The sequence below is a fragment of the Kiloniella majae genome, assembly GCF_002118315.1.
Classification (GTDB): Bacteria; Pseudomonadota; Alphaproteobacteria; order Kiloniellales; family Kiloniellaceae; genus Kiloniella; species Kiloniella majae.
In genome coordinates, this window is record NZ_MTSZ01000012.1 from 17209 (window position 1) to 41977 (window position 24769).

The 24769-nt window shown below is 45.6% G+C and carries 14 protein-coding genes; 10 read left to right on the top strand and 4 right to left on the bottom strand.

The window, feature by feature from the left end; genetic code table 11:
- Window positions 1–117 precede the first annotated feature (117 nt).
- From BKB51_RS19980 to BKB51_RS19990, 3 genes are read left to right on the top strand one after another with little or no spacing between them, the layout of a single operon-like run.
- A complete protein-coding gene (locus BKB51_RS19980) occupies window positions 118–1242 on the top strand; it encodes a Gfo/Idh/MocA family protein (RefSeq protein ID WP_085902891.1) in 1125 nt (374 codons plus the stop codon).
- 30 nt (window positions 1243–1272) lie between these two features.
- The gene (locus BKB51_RS19985; RefSeq protein WP_085902892.1) at window positions 1273–2166 is read left to right on the top strand and encodes a TIM barrel protein; all 894 of its coding nucleotides are present in this window, start codon (window positions 1273–1275) and stop codon (window positions 2164–2166) included.
- A gap of 11 nt (window positions 2167–2177) precedes the next feature.
- Window positions 2178–3335 (top strand): Gfo/Idh/MocA family protein, encoded by a 1158-nt coding sequence (locus BKB51_RS19990; RefSeq protein WP_085902893.1) that lies wholly within the window; start codon window positions 2178–2180, stop codon window positions 3333–3335.
- Window positions 3336–3357: 22 nt separating this feature from the next.
- Here the strand turns inward: BKB51_RS19990 and BKB51_RS19995 are convergent, their stop codons facing one another.
- Window positions 3358–4356, bottom strand: coding sequence for a LacI family DNA-binding transcriptional regulator (locus tag BKB51_RS19995; RefSeq protein WP_085902894.1), 999 nt, complete (start codon window positions 4354–4356; stop codon window positions 3358–3360).
- Between the two features lie 207 nt (window positions 4357–4563).
- On the opposite strand from BKB51_RS19995, the gene BKB51_RS20000 reads away from it, so the two are divergent.
- The 6 genes from BKB51_RS20000 (at window position 4564) to BKB51_RS20030 (ending at window position 20146) form a co-directional block, all read left to right on the top strand.
- Entirely contained in the window at window positions 4564–5514 is a 951-nt protein-coding gene (locus tag BKB51_RS20000) for a sugar ABC transporter substrate-binding protein (protein ID WP_085902895.1), read from the top strand.
- A 68-nt stretch (window positions 5515–5582) separates the two neighbouring features.
- Window positions 5583–6710, top strand: a complete 1128-nt coding sequence (locus BKB51_RS20005; protein WP_085902896.1) for an ABC transporter permease — start codon at window positions 5583–5585, stop codon at window positions 6708–6710.
- A gap of 1 nt (window position 6711) precedes the next feature.
- The gene (locus BKB51_RS20010; protein ID WP_085902897.1) at window positions 6712–7491 is read left to right on the top strand and encodes an ATP-binding cassette domain-containing protein; all 780 of its coding nucleotides are present in this window, start codon (window positions 6712–6714) and stop codon (window positions 7489–7491) included.
- Between the two features lie 232 nt (window positions 7492–7723).
- Window positions 7724–8317, top strand: coding sequence for a hypothetical protein (locus BKB51_RS20015; protein ID WP_085902898.1), 594 nt, complete (start codon window positions 7724–7726; stop codon window positions 8315–8317).
- A 51-nt stretch (window positions 8318–8368) separates the two neighbouring features.
- Complete coding sequence (locus BKB51_RS20020) at window positions 8369–9400, top strand: CsgG/HfaB family protein (RefSeq protein WP_085902899.1); 1032 nt, start codon at window positions 8369–8371, stop codon at window positions 9398–9400.
- 147 nt (window positions 9401–9547) lie between these two features.
- Window positions 9548–20146, top strand: coding sequence for a hypothetical protein (locus BKB51_RS20030; protein WP_125911890.1), 10599 nt, complete (start codon window positions 9548–9550; stop codon window positions 20144–20146).
- A 40-nt stretch (window positions 20147–20186) separates the two neighbouring features.
- On the opposite strand, the gene BKB51_RS20035 is transcribed toward BKB51_RS20030, so the two are convergent.
- The gene (locus BKB51_RS20035) at window positions 20187–21074 is read right to left on the bottom strand and encodes a LysR substrate-binding domain-containing protein (protein WP_085902901.1); all 888 of its coding nucleotides are present in this window, start codon (window positions 21072–21074) and stop codon (window positions 20187–20189) included.
- A gap of 162 nt (window positions 21075–21236) precedes the next feature.
- Between BKB51_RS20035 and BKB51_RS20040 the strand changes: the two genes are divergently transcribed.
- Window positions 21237–21917 (top strand): cupin domain-containing protein, encoded by a 681-nt coding sequence (locus BKB51_RS20040; RefSeq protein ID WP_088245196.1) that lies wholly within the window; start codon window positions 21237–21239, stop codon window positions 21915–21917.
- 97 nt (window positions 21918–22014) lie between these two features.
- On the opposite strand, the gene BKB51_RS20045 is transcribed toward BKB51_RS20040, so the two are convergent.
- Both BKB51_RS20045 and BKB51_RS20050 read right to left on the bottom strand, forming a co-directional pair.
- Entirely contained in the window at window positions 22015–23571 is a 1557-nt protein-coding gene (locus BKB51_RS20045) for a trimethylamine methyltransferase family protein (protein ID WP_158090294.1), read from the bottom strand.
- Window positions 23572–23705: 134 nt separating this feature from the next.
- Window positions 23706–24728 carry a GlxA family transcriptional regulator gene (locus BKB51_RS20050; RefSeq protein WP_085902903.1) on the bottom strand — a complete coding sequence of 341 codons (1023 nt, stop codon included), beginning with the start codon at window positions 24726–24728 and terminating at the stop codon, window positions 23706–23708.
- Between the last annotated feature and the right edge of the window lie 41 nt (window positions 24729–24769).

Genomic DNA, 24769 nt, shown 5'->3' on the forward strand with positions numbered 1-24769 from the left:
TATGGTTATTGCGTCAATTTCGAGCATTGTTCGATTGCCAGTTGACGTCTTGTCGATTCTGAGGATACTAATTTTGCAACCGGTTGCAAATGTATTTTACATGAGGAGGCTCTGCCAATGAAAGAAATTGGTATTGGCATTGTTGGTGGGGGCTATATGGGCAAGGCCCATGCTGTGGCAATGCAATCTGTTGGTGCTGTCTTTGACACCAAATTACGGCCTCGTTTGGAAATGGTTTGCGCCACCACAGATCAATCTGCAGAAAAATATAGAAAATCTTTTGGGTTTAATCGCTGCACGTCTGATTGGAAGCAGTTGGTTAATGATCCCAAGGTAGAGGCAATTGTTATTGCTTCCCCACAAGAAACCCACCGTGAGATCGCGGAAGCCTCTTTTCTTTGTGGTAAGCCAGTATTTTGCGAGAAGCCGCTTGGTGCTTCTCTGAAAGATAGTATAGCGATGGTTGACGCCGCGGAAAAAAGCGGTGTCGTTAATATGATTGGCTTTAACTATATACGCACACCTGCTGCCCAGTTTGCCCGATCTCTTATTGCAGAGGGGGAGATAGGGGATATTACTTGGTTCAGAGGCGAACATACCGAAGACTTTTATGCAGATCCGGAACTATCTGCTAGCTGGCGAACGAGTGGCAAGAGCAATGGAACAATGGGCGATTTGGCGCCACACATGATTAATGGTGCCTTGGCACTTGTTGGGCCAATTACAACACTTATTGCCGAAGTTGAAACGGTTCATTCGAAGCGCCCCACAACATCTTCTGCTTCGGCTACCAAAGATCTATCAGATGTCACCAATGATGATCAGGGGCAGATTATGTGTCGGTTTGAAAATGGGGCAATGGGGCATTTGTTTTTTAGTCGGATCGCGACGGGGCGAAAAATGGGCTACGCCTTTGAAATTACAGGGACCAAAGGGGCAATAAGATTTGATCAGGAAGATCAAAACGCTCTATGGCTCTATAAAGCAGAAGGGCCGGAACACCTGCGGGGATTTCGTAAAATTCTGACGGGTCCCAGCCATCCGGATTATTTGGCTTTCTGTCAGGGGCCGGGACATGGCACTGGTTATCAGGATCAAATTATTATTGAAGCGCGGGACTTTCTGCAGGCTATTGAAACTAAAAATGCGGTTTGGCCTACCTTTCGGGATGGAATGGAAGTGAACCGTATTGTTGAGCTTGCTCACGATTCAAGTGAATCAAAAACGTGGCTGGACGTTTAAAATATTCTTATATGTGAAAGGCAGACAGTGATGTCTATAAAAATTGGTAATGCACCTTGTTCATGGGGGGTGGAATTTGCTCAGGATCCGCGAAACCCGGATTGGAAAACAGTACTGAAAGAGTGCGCCGAGGCTGGATATACGGGTATAGAATTGGGGCCTGTGGGTTTTATGCCAGAAGACCCGAGCCAACTGGCAGAAGCGTTGGATGAGCATAACCTAGACCTTATCGGCGGTGTTGTCTTTAGGCCTTTTCATGATCCCGCTCAATGGGAAGACGTTTTGGATGGGGTGCATAGAACCTGTAAGGCCTTAGTGGCGCACGGGGCGAATAACCTTGTGTTGATTGATTCTATTTCACCGCGTCGTGCACCGACAGCTGGTCGTGTCGATGAAGCCGAAAAAATGGATGATCAGGAATGGAACGCCTACAGGAACCGTTTTGAGACAGTTGCTAAAATTGGCACTGAAGAGTACGGCTTAACGACAGGGATTCATGCTCATGCCGCTGGCTTTATGGACTTTGAACCTGAACTTGAACGCCTGCTATCTGAAATAGATGAGAGTATTCTCAAGATCTGTTTTGATACGGGGCATCACTCCTATGCCGGTTTTGATCCGATTGCTTTTATGAAACGCCACATGAAACGTATTTCTTATATGCATTTCAAAGATATATCACCGACTGTTAAAGCAGACGTTATAGAAAACAGAACCGATTTTTATAAGGCTTGCGGGCAGGGAATTTTCTGTAATCTTGGTGATGGTGATGTCGATTTCCCGGCTGTTTATCAGCTTTTGACACAAGAAGGCTTTGAAGGCTGGTGCACGGTGGAACAGGATTGTGATCCGACACTGCCAGTGCGTCCTATCGATGATGCAATATTGAACCGTAAATACTTACAAACCATCGGCTTTAATTAAGGAACACAGATATGACAAAACTTAATTGGGGAATGATTGGTGGTGGCGAAGGTAGTCAGATTGGCCCCGCACACCGTCTGAGTGCAGGTCTTGATGGACTGTTTTCTTTTGTTGCCGGCGCATTGGACCATAATCCAGAAGCGGGGCGTTGTTATGCCCAAAAGCTTGGCGTTGCTTCAGATCGTGCCTATGGTGACTGGCGGGAAATGCTTCAGGGTGAAAATGCGCGCGAAGATCGTGTTGATCTCGTCACCGTCGCGACGCCAAACTCAACACATTTCGAAATAACGAAAGCCTTTCTTGAGTCCGGATATCATGTCCTTTGCGAAAAGCCGATGACAATGACTGTTGAAGAGGGCGAAGATATCGTTCGTATCGCCCGGAAATCCGGAAAAATTTGTGCTGTGAACTACGGATATACCGGGTATTCGCTGGTCCGTCACATGAAGGCAATGATTGCCCGTGGTGATCTGGGCAAAGTCAGGTTGGTAGTGACAGAGTTTGCGCATGGACACCATGCCGATGCGGCGGACGCCGATAATCCTCGCGTAAGGTGGCGCTATGACCCAAAGCAAGCGGGTGTTTCAGCACAGTTTGCGGACTGTGGTATACACGCGTTACATATGGCGAGCTTTGTCACTGGCCAGGAAGTAACCAAGCTATCGGCAGATTGCGCCTCTCTAATTGAGAGCAGGGTTCTGGAAGATGACGCGATGGTAAACTTCCGCATGAATGGGGGTACGGTTGGGCGTCTGTGGACATCGTCTATTGCCATTGGTCGCCAACATGGCCTGACTATTCAGGTCTTTGGCGAAAAAGGCGGCCTTAAGTGGATGCAGGAACACCCCAACCAACTCTATTACATGCCGTTGAACGGACGTTTACAAACGATTGAGCGTGGTGAAGAAAATCTTTCTCCAGAAGCTGATCGTGCAACACGAGTGACCATTGGTCATGCGGAGGGAATGCCCCTTGCTTTTGCAAACATCTATACAGATTTGGCCGAAGTTATTGGCGCACAGAAAGAAGGACGGTCTGTGGACCCAGCTGCAAACCTTTATCCGAAATCCGAAGACGGTTTGCGTTCCATGGCTGCGGTTGCCGCCGTTGCGAAATCAGGCAAAGAAGAGGGGGCGTGGGTTGATGCCCGGCCACCAATGTTCCGCTAAGAAATACTTCGGTAAGTATGAATTAGACGAGGGGCCTTAGTGTCCCTCGTTCTATAACACGACAGGGGAACAGACGTGATTCAGGATATCGCTCCGGATCATCAAGCATTGCGGTGATCAACTCGATAGAAGAGTTAATAATTTCGTTAACGGGTTGACGGATTGTTGTCAGATCTATGTTCTCCCATCTGGCCATCTCCATATCATTAAGACCGATAATTCCAATGTCTTGGGGTGCGGAAAGATTTGCCAGCTTCAAGGCGGTCAACGCACCGATTGACAAAATATCATCTCCACAGAAATAAGCTTCCTGAGGTGATCGTTCTAAAAGGCGCGTCATTTCATCCCGACCGGCATCAAATGAATAGGCCGCAGAAAAGCTGTATTTAAAATCGATTTCCGGATGAAGATTTATTTCTTCTTTAAACCCAGTAAAGCGATCTTGAGTGGACGTTGCTGTATCAGGACCGCCTAGAAATCCGACTTTTTTATAACCACGATTAACCAACTCCCGGGCAGCCATCCGACCGCATTCCACGTTGTCGATCCCAACGACGTGAATTTCAGGGGAGCTTGAATAACGACCAAAAGAATGGACAACCGGAACTCCTGCATCCCTGAAGGCCTTTGCAAAGCCTGGCAACAATGTAGATGAGGCGACGATTACACCATCAACAGAATACTGTCTCAACATACGGATGGAACTTTCTGGATCAGTTTCATCCGAAAGATTGACGAGCAAAGGTCTCAGGCCTCGTGCTTGCAGGCCACGCGTAAAGAGGTCAAAGACTTGAAGGAAAATAGGGTTGTGGAAGTTATTTGAGACCAGTCCGATTAATTTCGTGCGCCGTGTTGTTAAGCTTCTGGCGAGAAGATTAGGGCTGTACCCAAGTTCTCGAGCGGCCTTTTCGACCCGCCGACGCATTTTATCAGAAACGGAAGCTCCTGGCGTAAAGGTTCTGGACACGGCCGATGTGGATACACCTGCGTGTTTGGCAACTTCCTTTAACGTTGCAGCCATATAAATCCGTTCTCCAGTGGTCTGTAATCGCCCTATGTGTAACGTAAAAAGTCTGAAATAACAGTACGAAAGTTTTTTAATTTTTGCAACCGGTTGCAAAAATTAAAAAACTATGAATAAGATAAGAAAGAAAAAAGAAACGGCATGAACCGTCCACGAACTATCCACGGATAAAAATACAAAAAACATTCAAAAAGGGAGTAAACAATGAAACCACTATTTAAAAGTTTGGTCTTGGCCACAGCATTTGTTGTTGCACCGTTACTCGGGGCAACAACGGCTTCGGCTGAAGGGGAAAAGTACATTCTGGTCAGCCATGCGCCAGACAGTGATAGCTGGTGGAACACAATTAAAAATGGAATTGCCCTTGCCGGGGAGCAAATGGATGTTTCTGTAGAATATCGTAACCCACCGACCGGTGATCTTGCCGATATGGCACGTATTATCGAACAGGCTGCGGCCTCTAACCCGAACGGTATTATTACAACTCTTGCCGATTACGATGTTCTAAGTGGTCCAATCCGTGCGGCGGTGGATCAAGGCATTAATGTCATCATTATGAATTCAGGTACTGCAGAACAAACCCGTGAAGTTGGGGCTTTGATGTTTGTGGGGCAACCAGAATATGATGCTGGCTATGCTGCGGGGCTTCGTGCCAAGTCTGATGGTGTAAAATCCTTTGTCTGTGTTAACCACGTGATTTCGAACACAGTTGTTGCTGAGCGTTGCCGTGGTTTTGCTGATGGCCTAGGTGTTCCGCTTGGTAGCTCCATGATTGATAGTGGTCAGGATCCGGCTGAAATCAAAAATCGTGTCTTGGCTTATCTTGCAGCCAATCCTGATACAGACGCAGTTCTAACGCTTGGCCCAACCTCTGCTGATCCAACAATTTTGGCGTTGCAGGAAAATGGTATGGCGGGTGATATTTACTTCGGTACCTTTGATCTGGGCGATGAAATTGTCAAAGGCATTAAGTCTGGTATCATCAAGTGGGGTATTGATCAGCAACCATTCCTACAGGCTTATCTGCCTGTTGTTATTCTGACAAACTATGACCGCTATGGTGTGTTGCCGGGGAATAACATCAACTCTGGTCCGGGCTTTGTAACAGCTGATGGTCTGGAACTTGTTGAAAAATTCGCAGGCGAATATCGCTAAAACGCTAAGTCAGAAACGGCCACCTTTGTGTGGTCGTTTCTGCGTATTTTTTATTGATGAGGCTCTTTATGGTCACGAGCAACCCTTCTCCCGCGCCTGTCGCTGATGAAAGAATAAAAGAGAGATCTTCTTTACGGAAAGCACTGGTTCGTCCCGAATTAGGGGGAATGTGTGGAACCGTTCTTGTGTTTACATTCTTTCTGCTGACGGCTTTCGATTCCGGGATGTTTACATCGCAAGGTATCCTGAACTGGACACTTGTTTCGGCACAATTTGCTATTATTGCTGTTGGTGCATGTCTTTTGATGATTTCCGGTGAATTTGATCTTTCAATGGGATCTATGATCGGGTTTGCAGGCATGATGATTGCCATTTTTGGCGTTACGTTAGGGTGGCCGATCTGGTTTGCAATCATTGTTACCTTTGTTCTTTGTATGGGAATTGGGGCCTTAAACGGGTACATTGTTATAAAAACCGGATTACCGAGTTTTATTGTGACCCTGGCGCTATTGTTCATTCTTCGTGGCTTTACTATTTTTCTCCCACAAACAATTGAGCGTAAAACCATTATCGGGGGCATTCGTGATGTTGCCGAAGGTGACTGGCTCGCAAGCCTTTTTGGTGGAAAAGTACTGACAGGTTTATTCCAGTGGCTAGGTGATGCAGGACTTATCGCTACATTTGAGCGTGGTGTGAAGGCTGGACAGCCGATTGTTGATGGTGTGCCTATGTTGGTGGTTTGGGCTATTGGCTTGATCATATTTGGTCACGTTCTGCTGACAAAAACCCGTTTTGGTAACTGGATCTTTGCTGCAGGTGGCGATGCACAGGCTGCCCGTTATGTCGGTGTTCCTGTTAGCCGTGTCAAAATCCTGATGTTTATGTTTACTGCTTTCTGTGCCACCGTTTTTGCAACCTGCCAGGTGATGGAATTTGGTTCTGCTGGCGCTGACAGAGGCGTTTTGAAAGAGTTTGAAGCGATTATCTCTGTGGTGATTGGGGGGGCACTTCTAACTGGAGGATATGGCTCTGTCTTGGGTGCTGCACTTGGTGCCTTGATCTTTGGCGTGGTGCAGCAAGGACTGTTCTTTGCTGGTGTCGAAAGCTCTTTGTTTCGGGTTTTCCTTGGTATTATTCTGCTTCTGGCCGTTGTGCTTAATACCTATATCCGCCGTATGATTACGGGGGAGAGATAATATGTCATCACCTATTCTTCAGATGAAAGATATCGAAAAACACTTTGGCCCTGTGATTGCGTTGGCTGGTGTATCTGTCGATGTGCATCAGGGAGAGTGCCATTGCTTGTTGGGTGATAATGGGGCTGGTAAATCCACCTTTATTAAAACCATGTCAGGCGTTCATAAGGCTACAAAAGGAGAAATCCTTTTTGAGGGCAAGCCGATGAATTTCCAACGACCACGTGATGCGATCTCTGCCGGTATTGCAACGGTTTATCAGGATTTGGCGATGATCCCTTTGATGTCTGTCAGTCGAAATTTCTTTATGGGGAACGAGCCAATCCGTAATATTGGCCCTCTTAAGTTCTTCGATCATAAGCGTGCCAATGAAATTACGATGGCTGAAATGAGTAAGATGGGCATTAACCTCCGCGGACCGGACCAAGCCGTGGGGACTTTGTCGGGGGGCGAGCGCCAAACGGTTGCTATTGCCCGTGCTGTATATTTCGGGGCGAAGGTTCTCATTTTGGATGAACCAACATCTGCTCTGGGGGTTCGTCAGACATCAAATGTTCTCGCGACAATTAATATGGTGCGAAAACTTGGGGTTGCCGTTGTTTTCATCACTCATAACGTACGTCACGCTATGGCGGTCGGTGATCGCTTTACGGTTCTTAACAGAGGCAAAACATTTGGAACTGCAAGTCGGGGTGACGTTTCGCCAGAAGAATTACAGGATATGATGGCCGGCGGTCAGGAACTTGCAACTCTGGAAGGATCGTTGGGGGGAACAGTTTAAGTAAGAATTAACCCTGTCGTAACTTACAAGAGAGAGTTTTGGCTCTCTCTTTTTTTGTCAAGTTTATGGGGAGTTCGTAGTGACAAGTATGATTTACGTCTGATGTTTTGTGTACTGCAGTGTGGTCACAAGTTTGAGAGGTCGCGAACACGCATTTGAAAATAGAACCTCTTTGTGTATAATAAAGGGCAAATAAAAGCCAAACCTCCGCAATTTTATGTCTGGAAGATCAATGGATGTTCCACTTGAATTCAGGAGTTTTGTAACTGATAAAAAAGTAGTTCTGTCAGGCGCTGTTTTTTTATATCTGGTTCAGTGCGTTGGGTTTTCCACGGTTACATTCTCTGACGACGTCAGTTTAAAAGAACGTCAACATTACCAAGCTCAGCAATTAAGAGAGGCTTCAAAGGCACGCGTACAATCTCAACTGGGCTATGAGAATATATATCGTGATCCTCGTAATCGGCAGATTGACTATTATGCCTTATCCCAACAGATCAATAATTTATCAAACATTGTTAGGTCGCTTTCCGAAACACAACAGACAAACAATGCTTTAAGCGCGCCACCATCTACGTTGCCACGCGCTCTTTCTCCTGTTGCTGGTCCTTCTTCAAATAATATTTATGGTCCGGCGGGACCGTCTGAAAAAGCTGTCCGTTTATTGCTTGAATATCAGTTGATGATTAACGGCAATGAGCGCTTGAAGGTTGGTAAGATCCAAGAAGATGAGAAATTTATCACGGCCGAAGTTGTTACCGTCGAGGGGTCACTAGTCGAACGCTATAAAATCGATAAGTCAAACGGTTCTTGGATAGCTGATTAAGCTAATTAATCAGTCTGTCAAGACTATTAGGTGTGGAAAGGCAACGTGCAGATGTCCGGTCTCTGGTTTTGTAACTATTCAAGAATTTATGTGTTTTTTCTCTCTTTTTTTATTCTTTTGATTTCACCTCAGTCTTTTGTACATGCGCAATCAACAACAAACGATGATACCGAGAAAGTTGTCATATTAACGGAATCTGTTCAGGAGATTGCGGGTCCCAAGCGTGTTGTCAGTGTCGGGAAGTTTGATGCTGTGGGGTCGTTTGAGCAAAAATATGGTGATTGGGATATTGGCGGCGGGTTATCAGCAATGATGACATCAGCCCTTGTTGAATCAGGTCGCTTTATTGTCGTTGAGAGGGCCAATGTGCAGCAGGTTTTGGCTGAGCAGCAAATGAAAGGCCAAAATGTTACCAATCCCACGACAGGGCCGGAACTTGGGCAGGTAACGGGGTTGAATTTCCTGATTTATGGATCCGTCACCGAGTTTGGTGATCAGGACGAAGGTGGTGGCTTTGGCGTTGGGCTTTCGGGGGGGAATGTCGGTAATCTCTTTAGCGGTGCTTTATCTCGCCAATCTGCTTCGGGCAAAGTGGCGATGGATATTCGTCTTGTGAATGCAACAACATCACAGGTTGAAGAAGTATATCGTGTTTCTGAACCGATTGATAACTCGTCCTGGGATCTGTCTCTTGGTTATAAAGGAGTGAGTATGGGAACGAACCAGTTCCTTAAAACTCCTCTGGGTGAAGCGACGCGTAAGGCAATTACACGTGCAGTGCAAATGATTGCCGCGAAAAGTAATTCTGTTGCTTGGACAGGGCGCGTTGTCGATTTTGACGAAGGGCAAGTCTATATCAATGCGGGATCTAATTCCGGTATCCGCGCAAACGATAAGTTTATGGTTGAGCGTGTCATCAAAAAGTTGACGGACCCGCAGACAGGCGAAGTATTGATGATCCGTAAGAAAGAGTTGGGTTTAGTTACAGTTACGGATGTTACGGCGAAACTTTCTTTTGGTGGGTTTGTACCTCTTGATATCGATACCCCGCAGCGTGGAGATATCATTGTTATTGTCAGGTAGATCTGAATAATCGCCTTTGTAAAAGGCAAGCTCTATCCGGGGAAAAGTTTTAGCTGAACTGAAATTCAATACGTGATTAAAATAATTAAAATGAAACAGTAAAAACGATTGAATTTTCTCCTCCCGGGTAGTTTTGGGAGAAGCCACATGGTTGGTATTTCTATACAATTACAGCGAACTATACGTTATGGTGCTGTGGTCATTACAACGAGTTGCGTCTTATCCTGGCCACTTTCGTCGGCTTTGTCCCAAAGTACGGAAACGCCAATCTATCAAAATCCGGGTTATACCGTTTTTACACCCGGTCAGGTAACTGTTCCGGGCGGTGGTTATGCGCGACAAGCTACGCAAGCAGGCCAAGCGACGCAGGCGAGGCAAGCCGAGGGCTACGTTTCTCCCTATAGCCCCACTCAACCTTACCGCCCTGTGTTACCGTATGGGCCAGTAACAGAAACCCCCATACCGTCCTATAATGTACAAAGTTACAGTGCGCCGCTTGCCATGCCGATACAAACGGGTACCCCGGGGATGACTTCGGGTGTTACAGGTACTGTGACCAGAACAGAGACGACAACAAAGACGAGCGGTGGCGTTACCACGAGTACAACCTCTACAAATACGACGGTCTATCAGGCACCGGTCCCTACTACGACCAGAACTGAAAGTGTGAGCAAGGGTACAACTGTCCCTTATGTTGCTCCCAGTACATCAAAACTCATTCGAAACAATCCTATTCTCGAAAGTCCAGCCGTTATTCAAACAGCTCCGCAGGCACCAAGTGTGTCAGCCAAAGTTGAATCGGTTGATACATCGACGGCATCGACCGGGGCGAAAACGTCAACAGAAGCATCAGGTGATGACAGTTCAGCGAAAGCTGTGGCCAAAGAGGAAGAGGCAACAGAAGAAACTTCAGAAGAGGTGACGGAGGAAGTTGCGGCTACTTCTGAAACATCAGAAGAGGTATCTTCTGGTGGGAGTGATGTTGTTCATCATGAGGAAGAAAAAGAGCCGCCCGGGATGACGCTGGAGCAAATTACAGCCATGCGTAAGGCGTCGGAAGAGCGGGCTAAACGTAATCTGGTTCGTGAAGATGTCGCGCCTATAACAAGTATTGATACCGTGCGCGAATGGTCTGGCCCTAATCTCAATAGCCTTATTTCACAAGTCGGTGACATGGTGCGCACTGCAGCCAATAACTCTTTGGCGATGATTGGAGAGAATACTTTAGAGATAAAAGTCGATCCCAAAGATATTGAAGATGCTGCTGCGGAAGAGGACAAAAGGCAGAAAGAAAAAGAAAAGAAAATACAGGAAGAGAAAGAGCGCAAAGAAAAACTCAAAGCCAAGTTGGAAGAACAACAACGGAAGCTGAAAGAAGAGCTGGAGCGTCAGAAAAAAGATAAAAAATACAAAGCGCGCAGAGATGCTGAAAAGAAACTGGAAGAAGAACGGAAAGAGCTGGAAAAAAAGAACAAAGAACTGAAGCGAAAGGCAGAGAAACATAAAAAGGACGGAGAAGACCTTGACCGTGAAGACAAAAATCTTCGTGAAATAGAGCAGGAAATGCGCCGGGATGGTGATCCTAACTGTCGCTCTTCTGCCTGTCAGAATATACGTAAATTGCGTGCAGAAAATCAGGCTGACAAGGCAACACATCGCAATAGTGGCACAGCTTTGCAAAAAGAAGCCAAGCAATTCAGAAAAGACGTGAAGGAACACCAGAAAGCAGTACAGACCGTTGAGGATATGAAAGATCGCAAGTTCGGGATGAATGATGCCGAATTTGAAAAACACAAGTCTGATAAAAAAATCAAGAATCTGGCTGTACAGGAAGAAAAAATTCGTCGCGCAATGTCTGATCTTAGGCAAAAGGCAGAATGGCAAAAACACACTAAAGGGATTACCGAGAATGAAGCCAATGACCTAAGAAAACAAATGCGTGGCTTGGAAGGTTTGCTTGAAAAAAATGAAGCCGCCCAAGCTGAGGCCAAAGAAGCTGCTTTTACATTGGAAGCGAATGCTTTGGGGCTTGGGGAAGAGTTGGCAAAAGCACAACAGGCTTTCGATAAGCATCAAAAGGCTAACGGGCATTTAAGTGCACCAATAGGGCCAAATATTGATAGTGATATCCCCAATGAGTTTATGAACTCTTTCTATGAAGCAAAATCAATCAAGGGGATGGACGTAGGAGAGCTGGAGAAAGTCAGTGAACAGTTTGATTCAGCATTAGAAAGACTTGAGGCTGCAGATAAAGCCTTGGCATCGGGTGACATTCCCAAAGGTGGTTCAGCTGATAGCTTGGCAAAGTTTGGTCAACTGGCTGATAAACTCGATAAAATCCAAGATGATATCAACCAAGAAAATAAGGACAAGGACAGCCGTTACAGGCAAGAAATAAAAGAACAACACCGCAGAAATCAGGTGCTTGGTGATGCGTTGGATGAGGTTAAAAAAGCGCAACAGGCTTTGGTTGAAGCTGGTGATACGGAGTACATAGATTTTGACGTAAGCGGTATGCGTTCCGAAGAAGAACTTCGCGAGCAGATGAATAAAACCTTCACAGGGCCAAAAGCACTGAGAGAAAAGGTTGCTGCCAATCGCGCAAAACTTTTAAAAGCGACAGCTGCTTTTCATGAAGCAAATGAAAACTTGCAGAATTACAGCGAGGGAATGCGATCAACAGAGTTGCGTAATCAAGCCAATGAAGTTCGCAAGGAAATGCGTGGCCTGTTACCTGATGTCGAAGTCGATATCTTTAGTCGACAAGTAGGATTACATAATACAGATCTTGCAAATGGATTGGCGAGAGGCCCAGATGGCAAAGTAGATCGCAAAGCCTTTGGCAACAATGTTGCGGCGGTTGCTGATCAACAGATGAAACTCGCTAAATTGGGGAGTGAACTGGATAGTGTTAACCGCAAGCTTGCCGATTTTAATGCCAAGGCCGGTTTAACCGCTCAACAGGCACAACATACCGAAGTTTTGGCCTATCAACGGGATCAAATTCTTTCTCAACAAAAACAAGTCGTGGGCAAGCTCGGAGAATTAGGCGTTCAGGGTAAAATGCAGGATGGTAAATTTACCCCTGAACCTATGACGCGTGGTGGGGCTATAACGTGGAATACAGCACGGGATCAGGTGGTCAAAACCTTTAAAGAGATTGAAGAAAACAGAAGAAAGGTTGCGGAAGCAACAAACCGTAAGGTGAGTTTGGCTGGTTTACCCTCTAACCCTGATAAATCGGGGCAAGGTACCGTAGAAAAGTTACTATCGAGAGATCAAAAATTATTGAGCTCCATTGCTGGAAGTATAGGGGGAGTAACAGGTGCTGTTCTCGCGGGTGCATTACAAAATGAGGGTGAAGATTCTACGCGTGTGAACTTAAATAACGAGGCTGATAATCTGGTCGCAGGGTTGGAAAACCCCATAAGGCCACAAAAGAGCAAGGAAGTTATCAGGCTGGAAAACGCGATAGCTGGACTTGATGACAATATTGAAGCTGTCGAAGGGAGTATGATTGCGGCAAGAGGGCATAAACTTCCGGGGTTAGAGACGGGATTGAGCGCGCAACGTGAGGCACTTTTTACAACCCGTGCTGTGTTGGAAGTTAAACTGGATCGAGAGAACGAAAAATTAAAACAAGGAATACTTCGGGTTCAAACCAGAACCAAGAAAGGATCAAAAGAAACGGAAGAACTCAAACAGGCACTTACCAGTTTGGATCTTAATATTGCATCTCTTGAAACAGTAGAGAAGGCGCTCAATAAAAGCGATCAACAAGGTCTCTCCAAAGGATATACATCACAAAGGCAGGCGCTGGAAGCCAGCCGAAGTCAAGTCGCCAAGGCTTTGGAACGTCAACAGGCCGTTGATAAAGAAAAGATAAGGCACAATCAAAGCGGTCTTAATACGATTGACCGGCTTCTTGGGCGAAGTGATCCCCTGCCGATTAACGAAAACCCTCGACCAACATCCATACCTGTTGTTGCGCTGGAAAATGAGAAGACCAAGGAACTGTCAACAACACTGGAATCGCTGAATAAGTCTATCGAAGCTATTGAAGAGACGATGAGCGCGACAGAGGGAAGTAATGTTCCGGGGCTTTTAAAATCGCTGGAGGACCAAAGAGAAGCCATGTTTGCTGGGCGGGATGCCCTGTCAAAACAATTGGCTGATGAAAAGGCACGGTTGAAGAAGCAAGCTGAGAAGCTCAAAAAGCAATCTCCTGTAGAACAACGGGAGATTGCTCGTAAAAAAGCGAAGCCTGAAAATTTGGAAACAAGTCTGGATGAAAACATTAAAGCCTTTGATGCTGCGGCAAAGCATTACAGGGAAGTTGGGCAGGAAAACCTGGCGCAGGTTTTTGAAGTACAAAAAGCAGCATTGGAAAAAGAGAAACAGCGACTGAAGGTAACAAACGTGAGTTATTCAACAGGCGAAAATATCACGCCGGAACGCTCTGAGCTTGATGCCGTTAAGTCATTGGTTTCCTGGTTGAATAAAGATGTTTTACCAGCTTTCTCAAAAGAAGATCCTACCTTGAGAATATTGCCATCTGTTATTGCAGAGATAACCCATAAATTTGGGGCAGAAGCCACAGAACAAATATTGGACGAGGCTTTGGATGAATTGGTCGATAACAATCTCAAGCCAGATGGGGCCGTTCTGATCGATGCATTGTTTAAACGCATCAATCGGGAGCTTGTTTCTCAATCAAAAGAAAATTCTGTTAATGAATTACCGCGGCTTAATTTCCTGTCCAAGATACTTTCAACCCGGAAAAAGGGCATTAACACGAATGAGACAGCTTATTTACAAGCGTCGTATGATACGTTGCGCGAGAGGTTGATAAAATCTCGTTATGAAGGGCTTAATAAGCCGAATGCAACATCTTTGTCATTGGTAGAAGATTTGTCAGCTCTGGTTCAGTTAGCCAGTTTTCCGGGGGCAGATCCCAAAGAATTACGTCCTTTAATCGCACAATTGGAACGTCAGTTAACCCGATTAAGCAAAAGCGTGAAAGGAATAGAAAAAGAAAAACTTAATTCTATTCTTGCTGAGCTAAACACCAATAGCAGAAAGTTGTTACATACTATCAGAACAACAGTGCCAAAGGGACGAGAACAATCAAATTTAACCACGGCGCTCACCAAACAGCTTATTAGTATAAATGATTTACGTGCCACTGTTTATGGGCAGCAGTTCTCTTCTGAACAATCAAAATCTCAGGCACAAATTCGCAAGGAATATGCTGCGTCAAGACTAGAGCAAATTCGTAATCTGGTGAATTCAGGTAAACTTTCTGAAGCCTTGGATGTGCTCAAAAACCTTGAAAGTGAAGATGCCAAAATCAATCAGAGTAAAGCACTCGCTTTAATAGATTTGGTGACGCAGATAGAACGGCGTTACGGCTTCCTCAACGAAAGTGAGAAAGAGAAGCTGGGTAATTTGGTGGATCTGCGCAAGTTACGGGAAAAAGCATTACAGGAATTTGTTGAGCAAAACAAAGATCCGAAAATCATTGCCGGTATATCACTTCATTGGGCTGACAGATTACTCCGGGAAGGTAATCTCACCGAGGCAGCATCTGTCCTCTCTAAAGCATTAGAAAAAAAGCCTTTGGATCCATCGCTTCTAGCGCTTCAGGCAAGAGTTACATTGGCAAAGAAAGGGGCCGAGGTAACAGGCGAGGATATTAAATCAGTACTTGGCAATATTCCGGTAACTATTGGTGCTGAAGTTGGCAGCATCATGTTGAACGGATATGTAGAGCAGGGTGAGTATGCAAAGGCTAAAACGCTTATTTCCGTACTCAGACAGGCAGAGGATTTTGACGAAGCAACAAAAAAGCGTCTTTTAGTACAATTGGATTTTGCAGAAATTTCAGTTTTGGCCAGCGGACTTGGCAGTGGTCAGGATGACAATGATCTGAAAAAGAAAATACAAGAGTTTCAAAAACGCCTTATGGCGACCGAAGGGCTTGGGGACAGGTATAAAAAAGCTCTCATGTCCTCTGGTAATCGCTTGATACAGGAAGTTGATAAAGCCATTGCCTGGCAAGCAAGCCTTGATAAAAACACGACCTATGCCAGTGAATTGGGAAATATAGCCCGCAGTGCTATTCGCTCAGGAAGATATGATATCGCCGAAGATGCACTCAAAAAGCAAATCACAAAACTATTGAATGAACATGGTCCCCAAGAAATAGGGCAAGGGTTTCGACAAATAACGCGTCTTTTGGATGGTGTTCGCATGCGATCCCAAGATCCGGAGTTAACAGAAGAGCAACGTAAAACTTTTGCACAATTTCTTAAGGCAACAGGCGAAGCGGTTAATACGAAACTCGACGAATACTTTAAGGAAAGGATTGCAACTGCTTCCAAGCAAGCCCGCGTAAAAGAAAAGAAAGCATCGCACCTTCGGAGTCTAAGTCAAATAAACCTGGAAATTCGTACCCTCGCTCAACTTAAAATCAGGCTAGATCTATTATCTGTACCACCTGAGGAGCGTGTTAAAAAGATGACGGAACTGGTTTCCGCCGCGACAAATAATATCAATAAAAAAGAAGCTCAAATTTTAAAAGCCTTTGATGGTTTGGGGAATGTTCTCAGGGACAACGAAACAACCAAGATCAATCTGGAAGAACAGATTACCCAACTAAATAGTTTACGATCTCTTCGGGATGGGATGCAGGATTATTATATTGAAAATGCCGGCAATTTCACGCCGCCTGACTATCGAATGTACGGCATGAACTATGGTTCTTTCCTGCCTGAAAATCACCGTGAATGGCAAATTACCACCATACAGCGCACTCTTGCCGGTGTGTATGCCAATGGAAAATCAGCTGATAAAATATGGGAAGAACGTAAAAACCTGGGCAACTTTACCGTGGGGCGTGGATTACGGGAAAAGACGCTCGCTAACCATAAGAACACACCGAGAGATCGGGAGTATAAAGCGAATGAAAAGAAATACCTTAATCATTGGCTTGTGATGGCAATGGATGATGCCGAGCTTAAATATCTTGATCAACGTCGTGCCGATCTGATTAACGAAGACCCGGAGCGGAGCAGGTCAGAACGCGGACAGCTTTATGAGAAGTTGATAACTGCAGAAGCTAAATACCTCAAGGCTTTGGTCGGGACTTCCAATCCACTGCTGGAGATGTTTGAGCAACTGGGGCAAACAGGCCGCTTGATGAAGGGGGCCGCAAATGAGCTGGAAGGCCGGATTGTTTTAAATCAACAAAGATTACTGGTTGAAGAGTATCAGGCCGCTTTGATTGATGAGGATGCACAACGCCTATTCCGTGCCATGATTCCTCTACGGGAAGCTTCCTTGGCCGGAGAGCTCGATAGCTTTGTGAGCTATCTGCATATTGAATGGTACGAAGCTGGACCTGCAAGGGCAGCAAATCTTCTTGGTGGGATGAGTGATACTCAGGCCGAGCTGGAAGAAGTGATCGCAGAAAGCCAGAAACTCAATATTGCACTGATCCGTGCAGGGCATAACCTTCCAAGTCAGCTAAGTGAGAAAGATAAAGAAGTCCTGAGGACACATGGTTTCCTCAAAGACGGGGTTTATACCATTCCTAAACAAATAGTATTGGACCCGACGAAAGTTGGTAGTGAATTTGTCAAAACAACAACAACGGGAACAGCTGCTACAATTGATCGTTTCCTGAATGCCAAGCAAGCTGGTGAACTTTTTGCGACAATTGCGATACCCGGTGGTGTGGCCGGAAAGTTTGGACGTTGGGCAACGGCTGAAGTACTGGCTGCAGGTGCTGTACGTTCTCTTGGCGGGAAAGCCCTTGCCTATGGCACAGGACTGGCCTTGGAGGCCGGGGCCTTTACATTTTTGAACCGAACTGCACAGGTTGCTCTGGATCCAGCTCTTTTAATGAAAGAGGGATATTGGTCCAGTGAAACTCTGTTGAAAGAATATGCTCATAACCTTTTGATTATAGGTGCCTTAAAAGGATTTGGGGCGGGATCTGAAGGCGTAGCCAAAGCCGCGCAACACATTGGCAGAAAGCAACTGGCGGGCATACTGAAACAGACGGCCATTTTCGGTGAGGCTGCTGTACTAACCGCTTTGAACGGCTTGTTAGAAGGTAATCAGATTAGTCAGGATGATTACCTGGGGAATCTTTTGACAATCGTCTTGTTAAAGGGAACGGGTAAAGTTCTTGAAGGGAAAAATAAATCTCCGTTACAACGACTGAATGAAGCGAGAATTAATCGCTGGTTAGAGACAATTGGCAAACCACCTGTGCCGGGGACAGGACCGACAACAAAAGTTAGTCAACTTCGGGAAGCACAGATACGCCATATAGAATATGTTGATTGGCTTCTCTTTGTTGATAAACCGACAAAGATCCTGATGGAGACCTATAACGGGAATTGGGACGCTGCCCGTAAAGATTATCAGAATGGTAATCTGTCAGCCCATGACATGCGTAAGCTGGTCAACCTTCGTCGTCAGATTGTTGATAATCTCGCCAATGAAATTGTTCAGGAAATCGGCGGCGAAGTTCAAGCCTTTGGTTCTGAAAATCTGACAAGCGATTATGATATCAGCTTTGTTGGTCCGAAAGCCGCTTTAGGGGTTATTCTGTTTAATGCCCGTTTTGCCAACCGTTGGAAACTTGCCAGTGAAATCGGCGGACGAGAAACTGGTTTGGTACTTGATACCAACGCTTATACTGAAACTATCCAGAGCCTGATTGAGGCCGGAAAGGGGGATGTTCTTTTCCAGGATGCTTTTGCTCATCTCTCAGCAAGGAAAGCATTACCAAAAGAAGCCTGGGACACGCATAAGAAATGGATACTTGAAAACACTTCGGAAAGTAAAAGGGCCGAAGTTGTCGAAGCTCTGAGGTTGGCAGAGAAATATAATACTGAATATCGTGATGCTATTGAGGCTCAGAAAGAGCGACTTCGAAATGATAAGGAAAATCCGATACAGGAAGTCGATTTGCAGATTACTGCAGAAAACAGATTATATGAAAGTGCTCTCAAAGATATTCTGGAATTGAGAACGGCTTTTGAAAAAGCGTCGGGTGCTGAGAAAGAAAGCTTGCGACAGAAGTTACGGAATGCGCAATCAAAGGCACTCTATTTTGCGCAAGAGGCATACTATACTCAAGCCGCCATTGAACATGTGGTCTTTACGATACAAGCTGCCAAACGATCTATTACAGCAGAAAGTTTGCTTGCTGATACAGCGCCTGAATTAAAAATCAAACTAACGCCAGAACAAGGACGTCAATCCTATTTTGAGCAAATTGCTCATATGCTCCATGAAATTACGCATTCCGGTGATCCGTCCAAACTGGCTTCGAAAGGCGCGAAGTATTTTGTCAGGGCGTTGGATGCTGCACAGATTGCCGGATTAAAGCTGGGGTCATTGGGAAGGATTGTCAGGGAAACTGTCGAGTTGAATGACAATCGTGCTGATATCGATAAGGTCAAAGAGATATTGGCACAAGAAGCAATTGATGCGCGGGCAAAAGAGCTTAATCGGGAGCTGACTGACGCAGAAAAAGAAGCCATTTATAATGAGGCTGGGCAACGTTATTTGTCAGATATTCAGCAAGCTGCGAATATTTTAACGGCTGCCCTCTATAACCAAACTTCCGGGTTGCGGGAAGTTGCGTCTAACAATCCTAAAGGCGAGCGCGGGGAGCTGGAATTTGCCAATGATAATGTTGACCCAGATAAAGCCACAGCGCCTCAAACCAATAAGCCCGTTAAGGTTGAGAAGGTTGCCGTAGAAGCTCCTGCTGCAGAAGTACCAAAGGCCCCCGGTAGTGAGGTAATGGGTAGTGAAGTTATCAAGGTCGATGTTTCGCGCCCGGACCTAACGGCAAAGGCGCAAACCGAGTTTAATTTCACGGACCCGAGTGGGGCCGAACACTTCCTGCCCCTCGGGAAACACCTGGGAAGTGGCTCTACCAGTCATGTATACCAACACGCAGGAAATAAAGCTCGTGTCGTTCGAGTGACTGTTGCTGAAAAATGGGATGCAAGAGTTCTTGATGAATTTGGCCGATTTGCTTTGGAAAAGCTTGTTGATACGCGGTTTATCCGGATTGTTCAAAGATTTGCCCGGTTCGATGTTACGAAGACGAGTACTGAATATTTTGAAGTAAGAGACACCCAATCAGTAGAAATCAATGAACGAATGGAACGTGGTACAGCCGAACAAATCATGAGAGAGCAGGGGGGCGAAATGACAAAAGGACAATCTCTTGCTTTGGATCAGGCGTTGAGGGAGTTGAACCGCCGTGGTCTGGCTTGGCTGGATGTGAAGCCTGATAATTATTCCTTTGAGAAACTAAAGGGAACAGATCGCTGGCGTGTTGTTGTCCTTGACCCAGGCGGTATTGTTGCCATGCATGGCAGAACGGCACGTCAACGTTATGATAATGCTCGTAATGTTCAGCGTTTAATTAACCGCCCAACTGCTGAGCAGCTTGAAGTCTGGCAAGATTTTCCGGGGGCGCGTGAAATGGTTTTAAATGAAATTCGCCAGTTGGTGCGGGAAAATCACCAGGGCAACTTTAATTTTGGTGCTATGAAAATGAGAGCTGATGCAAAGGTTGCCTTTAACCCCGGTGGTATTATGGAATTAGCGGAAGTAAGACGCTTGTTTGATTTAACGCCAGAAGTATCAAATGATAATTATCTACAACACTACAAAACGCCGCCTGTGGCTAAGGCGAAGTCGCAGCCATAGTTACGAGGACAGTTCCAAGGGAATAGTTCCAAGAGAATAGTTAAAGTGATTGCGTCTGTGATAATAACCAATCACGAAAGGCTTGAACCTTCTTCGTATTGGCTTTTGTACTTGGAGAAATGAGGTAATAGGCACTTTTAGGCTTTGCGATGTGTGGATGCGCTAGAATCAATTGTTTGTCTGCCAGTTCATGTTCAATAAGGACAAGGGGTAAGATTGCTATGCCATGACCAGATACCGTTGCTTCAATGATCATTTCGAACTGGGAAAAATATAACGTGTTTTGTGGGGTGGGCTTTTTAACATCAGCACTTTGACACCAGATATCCCAGCTCTGAGGACGCGTTGTATGTTGAAGTAACCGATGGGATAAAAAAATATTTTCTTCTATTTTTTGATTACCTAGTAGTTTGGGGCTGATAATAACGGCTAATTCTTCGGGCATTAAGTAATCGTGTTGACATCCCGGCCAAGGCGGATCTCCCTGAACAATACCTATGTCGATCATATTATGGTCGAACTGCTTGTTGTCGAGATAGGTAATGGTATTTGTATTAATGTCCGGAAATTCAGTAGAAAAATTCATTAAATGCTTAAGTAACCACCTCGAGCCCATGGTTGGATAAGTCCCAATATTTATGCCTCCACTGATGGTCTGGAATTCCGGCATTCTTATCGTCGCAATTTCCAGACTTTCTAAAAGGGGTTGAATTTGCAGCAGATAGTGTTGGCCAGCAGCAGTCAACTTTACACGTCGTCGTACGCGCTCGAATAACCTTTGTCCCAGTAAGTCTTCCAAGAGGTTGATTTGTCGACTTACAGCGCTTTGGGTCAGGTTGATGTCTTGTGCCGCCTGAGTGAAATTTTGGTATCGGGCTGCTGATTCAAAACATATAAGTGCCATGGTTGACGGAATGGTACGGCGCATTTTTAAGACTAATCCCCCAAGCTAATCGATACTCTGTCTCTCAAGAATATATCTAGTGTATATTGATCAGTTTTTTGCATCAACTAATGAAAAAAAGGCGTTATGCTCTCTTTTGCATATTATGCGAGCTTATAAGCTAATTTAACCCACGGGATGTTAATCATGACTATTGAGTTACAGGACCCTAGAGATAAGTTGGCCAATGATCCTGATGTTCTACAAATGAAAGCCTGGATGGCTAAAGATCGGATTACTGATTCTGTTGCACATTTTGTTTCTGGGCCAGGTATAGAAAAACTATCCCTCAGTTTTGATATCAAGAAATTGCGCGTTGCTTTGGATGAGGTGTTGAAAATTACCTCTTTTGAAGGGGATATGCAGGATCAGGGTTTTGCTGCTATTCCTCTAAATCGTCGCCCCGGTGAAACGACGACCACTGCAAATGATTTATCTGGCCGCTATTGGCTTCGGGCGGATGATCGTTATGTAGAAGAACCCCGTGAAGATCTTGTGGATGAGGGGGCTTTTTCTGAATTCAATCCCCAATTTAAAGGAACCTATTTCGAAACCGTCCATAGGGAACTAACGCGCCGTTTTCCCATAGGGCGAATGCGTATTCTTTCCAAGGGTTTGTATAATTGTAATTCGTGGCACCGTGATCCGGAACCAAGATTACATATTCCCTTGGTTACGAACCCGGGCGCACTTTTTATCGTTAATCATCACGTTACGCACCTACCCGCTGATGGATCCGTGTATTTTACGGACACCCGTGGATATCATACTGCGTTAAATGGCGGTGAACATCACCGTGTCCATCTGGTAGCTGCCTTAGCTTATTGAGGTTGAACGGATCGTTTCTTTCAGTGGAAAAATTTATGATAAGAAGAGGGCGTTTCTGCCCTCTTTTATTATGGGGTAAGTTATCTTTATTCGTAAATCAGGATAGAAAGCGATCCCAGAAACCATCTGGTTGCATTTCAGATTTTGGCAGCAAAATATTGAACTGCTTCCGTAAATCGTTGTCTAACTCATCGGTGAAGGTTTGGGGCCAATGATTACCCAGGAATTCTTTGGCCTGAACGATTGCTGTTTGTCGTAAGTCGAACTCACCAGACGCTTCCCAATCGTCTCTTGTCGCTCTGTCCATCAATTTGGGATAGAGGTATTCTGTGTTCATCAGATCAAGTGTCTGTGCATGCCCAAGGAAGTGATTGGGGCCTTCGGTACAAACATCATGTATGACATCCACTGAAAGGGTTTGATCAGTTACTTCTATACCACGTACCATACGCATAATGGCGCCGTTAATATCGTTGTCTATTACGTATTGTTCGTAAGCAACCGTCAAAAGGCTTTCGAGAAAACCAGCTGAGTGGTGGATATAGTTCGAGCCAGCCAGTGCAGCGGCGAGGCCAGTCAGGCTTTTTTCTGCACCGGCTTGTGCATCGGGAATTTTTGAATCAGAAATACCGGATGAATTATAAATAGGAATACGCAGGTGTTGTGATATCTGGGCGCAGGCGGCATTCAAGAGTGAAAATTCCCCTGATCCACCTGTAAAAGCGCCAGTACGTAAATCTGCCTGCGCCGGAACACAGCCCATAATCAAGGGGAAGCCCGGTTTGATCAAGTTGACATAGACAATACCGGAAAGTTGTTCGGCGAGTAACTGAACCAATGTTCCGGCAAGGGCCGCTGGGGAAGTTGCGCCAGCCTGTGGAGCAGAAGATATAACGACGGGGATATCATGTTCAATTGCCTGATCAAGCACTTCAACTGTTTCCATCGCATAGCGCAGAGGACTAACAGTCCAGCAAGCGGTAAAAGAAATGATCGGTCGCTTATTAAAAGCCTCAGCGCCTCCAGAAATCATGTTGGCCATTGTTCGCAAATCTTTGACCCGATCGGGAAGGTAGGAATTTGCCATGACATGTTTATTTGTGGCGGCTAGGCAGGCATAAAACTGGTTTACATCAATGTCTTCATTTTCAAGATCACGACAGACCACTGGGCGCATGTAAAAATGGATGTTATCAAGTTTATCCACGAGGCGACCAATATGATAATTATCACTGGTAATGGTTTCCCGAACGTTGCCATTGAGGTCCAGCATCTTAACGGCCTGACCACCGGTTCCCATGTATACACGTGCACTGCCGAGATTTAGGTCGTGTTCTGGTGTTCTTCCCGCCAATAAAACTTCGTTGGCCATGGTACTCATGGCTTTTTCGACAAGATCTGGCGGAATAAATACGCGATTGATACTGCTATCAATCCGACAACCTGCTTTGCGGAAGGTTTCGCGACAAGGACTTTCGGTAACTTCAATACCTGTGCGTTCCAGGACGACCAGTGCTGCTTCCAAAATACGGTCAACTTCTTGATCAAGAAGTGGTTTGTATCGACCTCCCATTGCTCCTGCTGGTGCGACGGATGGTTTGTTTTCTGCTGTCCTCTGACTTTCACGGTTTCGACGTCCGGGTCTTCTTGCCACTTTGCTCTCCTGCACATCTCAGTTGGTCAACATTGACGCTGATTTACCTTGAGCCTAGGTGAAGTGATAAGGGCAAAAATTCCTGAGGCGACGTGTATTTGTCTTGTGGCGTCAGGTTTCGTGAAAGAATTTTTTTACAAAGTATCGATTGTTTTTACTTCAATACGTTCATGTTCCGGCATTCTTTCTTCGCTCGGAGAACGCCCAAATTGTTTTCGATAACTGCGTGAAAAATGTGAAAAGGAAATAAACCCACAGGCGACGGCTATTTCTGAAACAGGCATTGCCGTTTGCCGTAGAAAATAGCTCGCACGCTCCAATCGAAGTTGCAGGTAAAACAAGGACGGAGAGCTCTGTAGATATTTTCCGAAGAGTCTTTCCAGCTGGCGTACAGATACATTCGCTGTATCTGCAAGCTCCTGACGGGACATTGGTTCCTCTAGGTTGTCCTCCATCAGGCGTATAACATCGAGAAGCTTTGGATTGTGGATACCATAGCGTTCAACCCAATCGTTTCTCTGTGGTTCTTCTGGGGATCTGCCGGTTCCATGCAGGAACTGATCTGCTACGGCTGTCTTTGCGCTATTGCCAAATTTACTTGTGATCCAAGATAGAGCGAGATCAAAAGCAGCAGTGCCGCCGGCGCAACTAAAATGTCTTTCACTGACTTCGTACAGGCGATTGGTGACTTCTAGCGTGGGAAAAAGCTCGCGGAAACTGTCCTGATTTTCCCAGTGCAGGGTGCACTTTATTCCTTCCAACAACCCGGCTTTTGCCAGAAAATAGGTGCCTGTTGATATGGCCCCCATTATCCGACCTTTACGTGCTTCCTGCCTTAACCACCCAAGGATGGCATCATTGGCGTGGTGACTGACATCGATACCGGTGCAAACACAAATCGCATCGCAGCTTGTTAGTTGGTCCATCGGGTAATGGACATTGAGTGACGCGCCATTACTAGCCAAAACCGGCCCGCCATCTTGTGAGAGAAATACCCATTTAAAGTATTCATGCCCTACAAGTCTGTTCAGGGCGCGTAAGGGTTCGACCAGACTGGAAAAACACATCATGGAAAAATCAGGAACAAGCAGAAATGCAATTGTCATTTCCTGCTCTTCATCTTCTTCAAAACGAATTTGATTATGATACTCTGTCATTCGTGGCCTATGGAATGAATTCTTTGATCCTGATTGCTTGT

Coding starts and splice junctions, on each gene's coding strand:
- BKB51_RS20005 (WP_085902896.1), top strand. CDS start 5,583: ATGGTCACGAGCAACCCTTCTCCCGCGCCTGTCGCTGATGAAAGAATA.
- BKB51_RS20015 (WP_085902898.1), top strand. CDS start 7,724: ATGGATGTTCCACTTGAATTCAGGAGTTTTGTAACTGATAAAAAAGTA.
- BKB51_RS19990 (WP_085902893.1), top strand. CDS start 2,178: ATGACAAAACTTAATTGGGGAATGATTGGTGGTGGCGAAGGTAGTCAG.
- BKB51_RS20050 (WP_085902903.1), bottom strand. CDS start 24,728: ATGACAGAGTATCATAATCAAATTCGTTTTGAAGAAGATGAAGAGCAG.
- BKB51_RS20035 (WP_085902901.1), bottom strand. CDS start 21,074: ATGCGCCGTACCATTCCGTCAACCATGGCACTTATATGTTTTGAATCA.
- BKB51_RS20000 (WP_085902895.1), top strand. CDS start 4,564: ATGAAACCACTATTTAAAAGTTTGGTCTTGGCCACAGCATTTGTTGTT.
- BKB51_RS19995 (WP_085902894.1), bottom strand. CDS start 4,356: ATGGCTGCAACGTTAAAGGAAGTTGCCAAACACGCAGGTGTATCCACA.
- BKB51_RS19980 (WP_085902891.1), top strand. CDS start 118: ATGAAAGAAATTGGTATTGGCATTGTTGGTGGGGGCTATATGGGCAAG.
- BKB51_RS19985 (WP_085902892.1), top strand. CDS start 1,273: ATGTCTATAAAAATTGGTAATGCACCTTGTTCATGGGGGGTGGAATTT.
- BKB51_RS20020 (WP_085902899.1), top strand. CDS start 8,369: ATGTCCGGTCTCTGGTTTTGTAACTATTCAAGAATTTATGTGTTTTTT.
- BKB51_RS20010 (WP_085902897.1), top strand. CDS start 6,712: ATGTCATCACCTATTCTTCAGATGAAAGATATCGAAAAACACTTTGGC.
- BKB51_RS20030 (WP_125911890.1), top strand. CDS start 9,548: ATGGTTGGTATTTCTATACAATTACAGCGAACTATACGTTATGGTGCT.
- BKB51_RS20040 (WP_088245196.1), top strand. CDS start 21,237: ATGACTATTGAGTTACAGGACCCTAGAGATAAGTTGGCCAATGATCCT.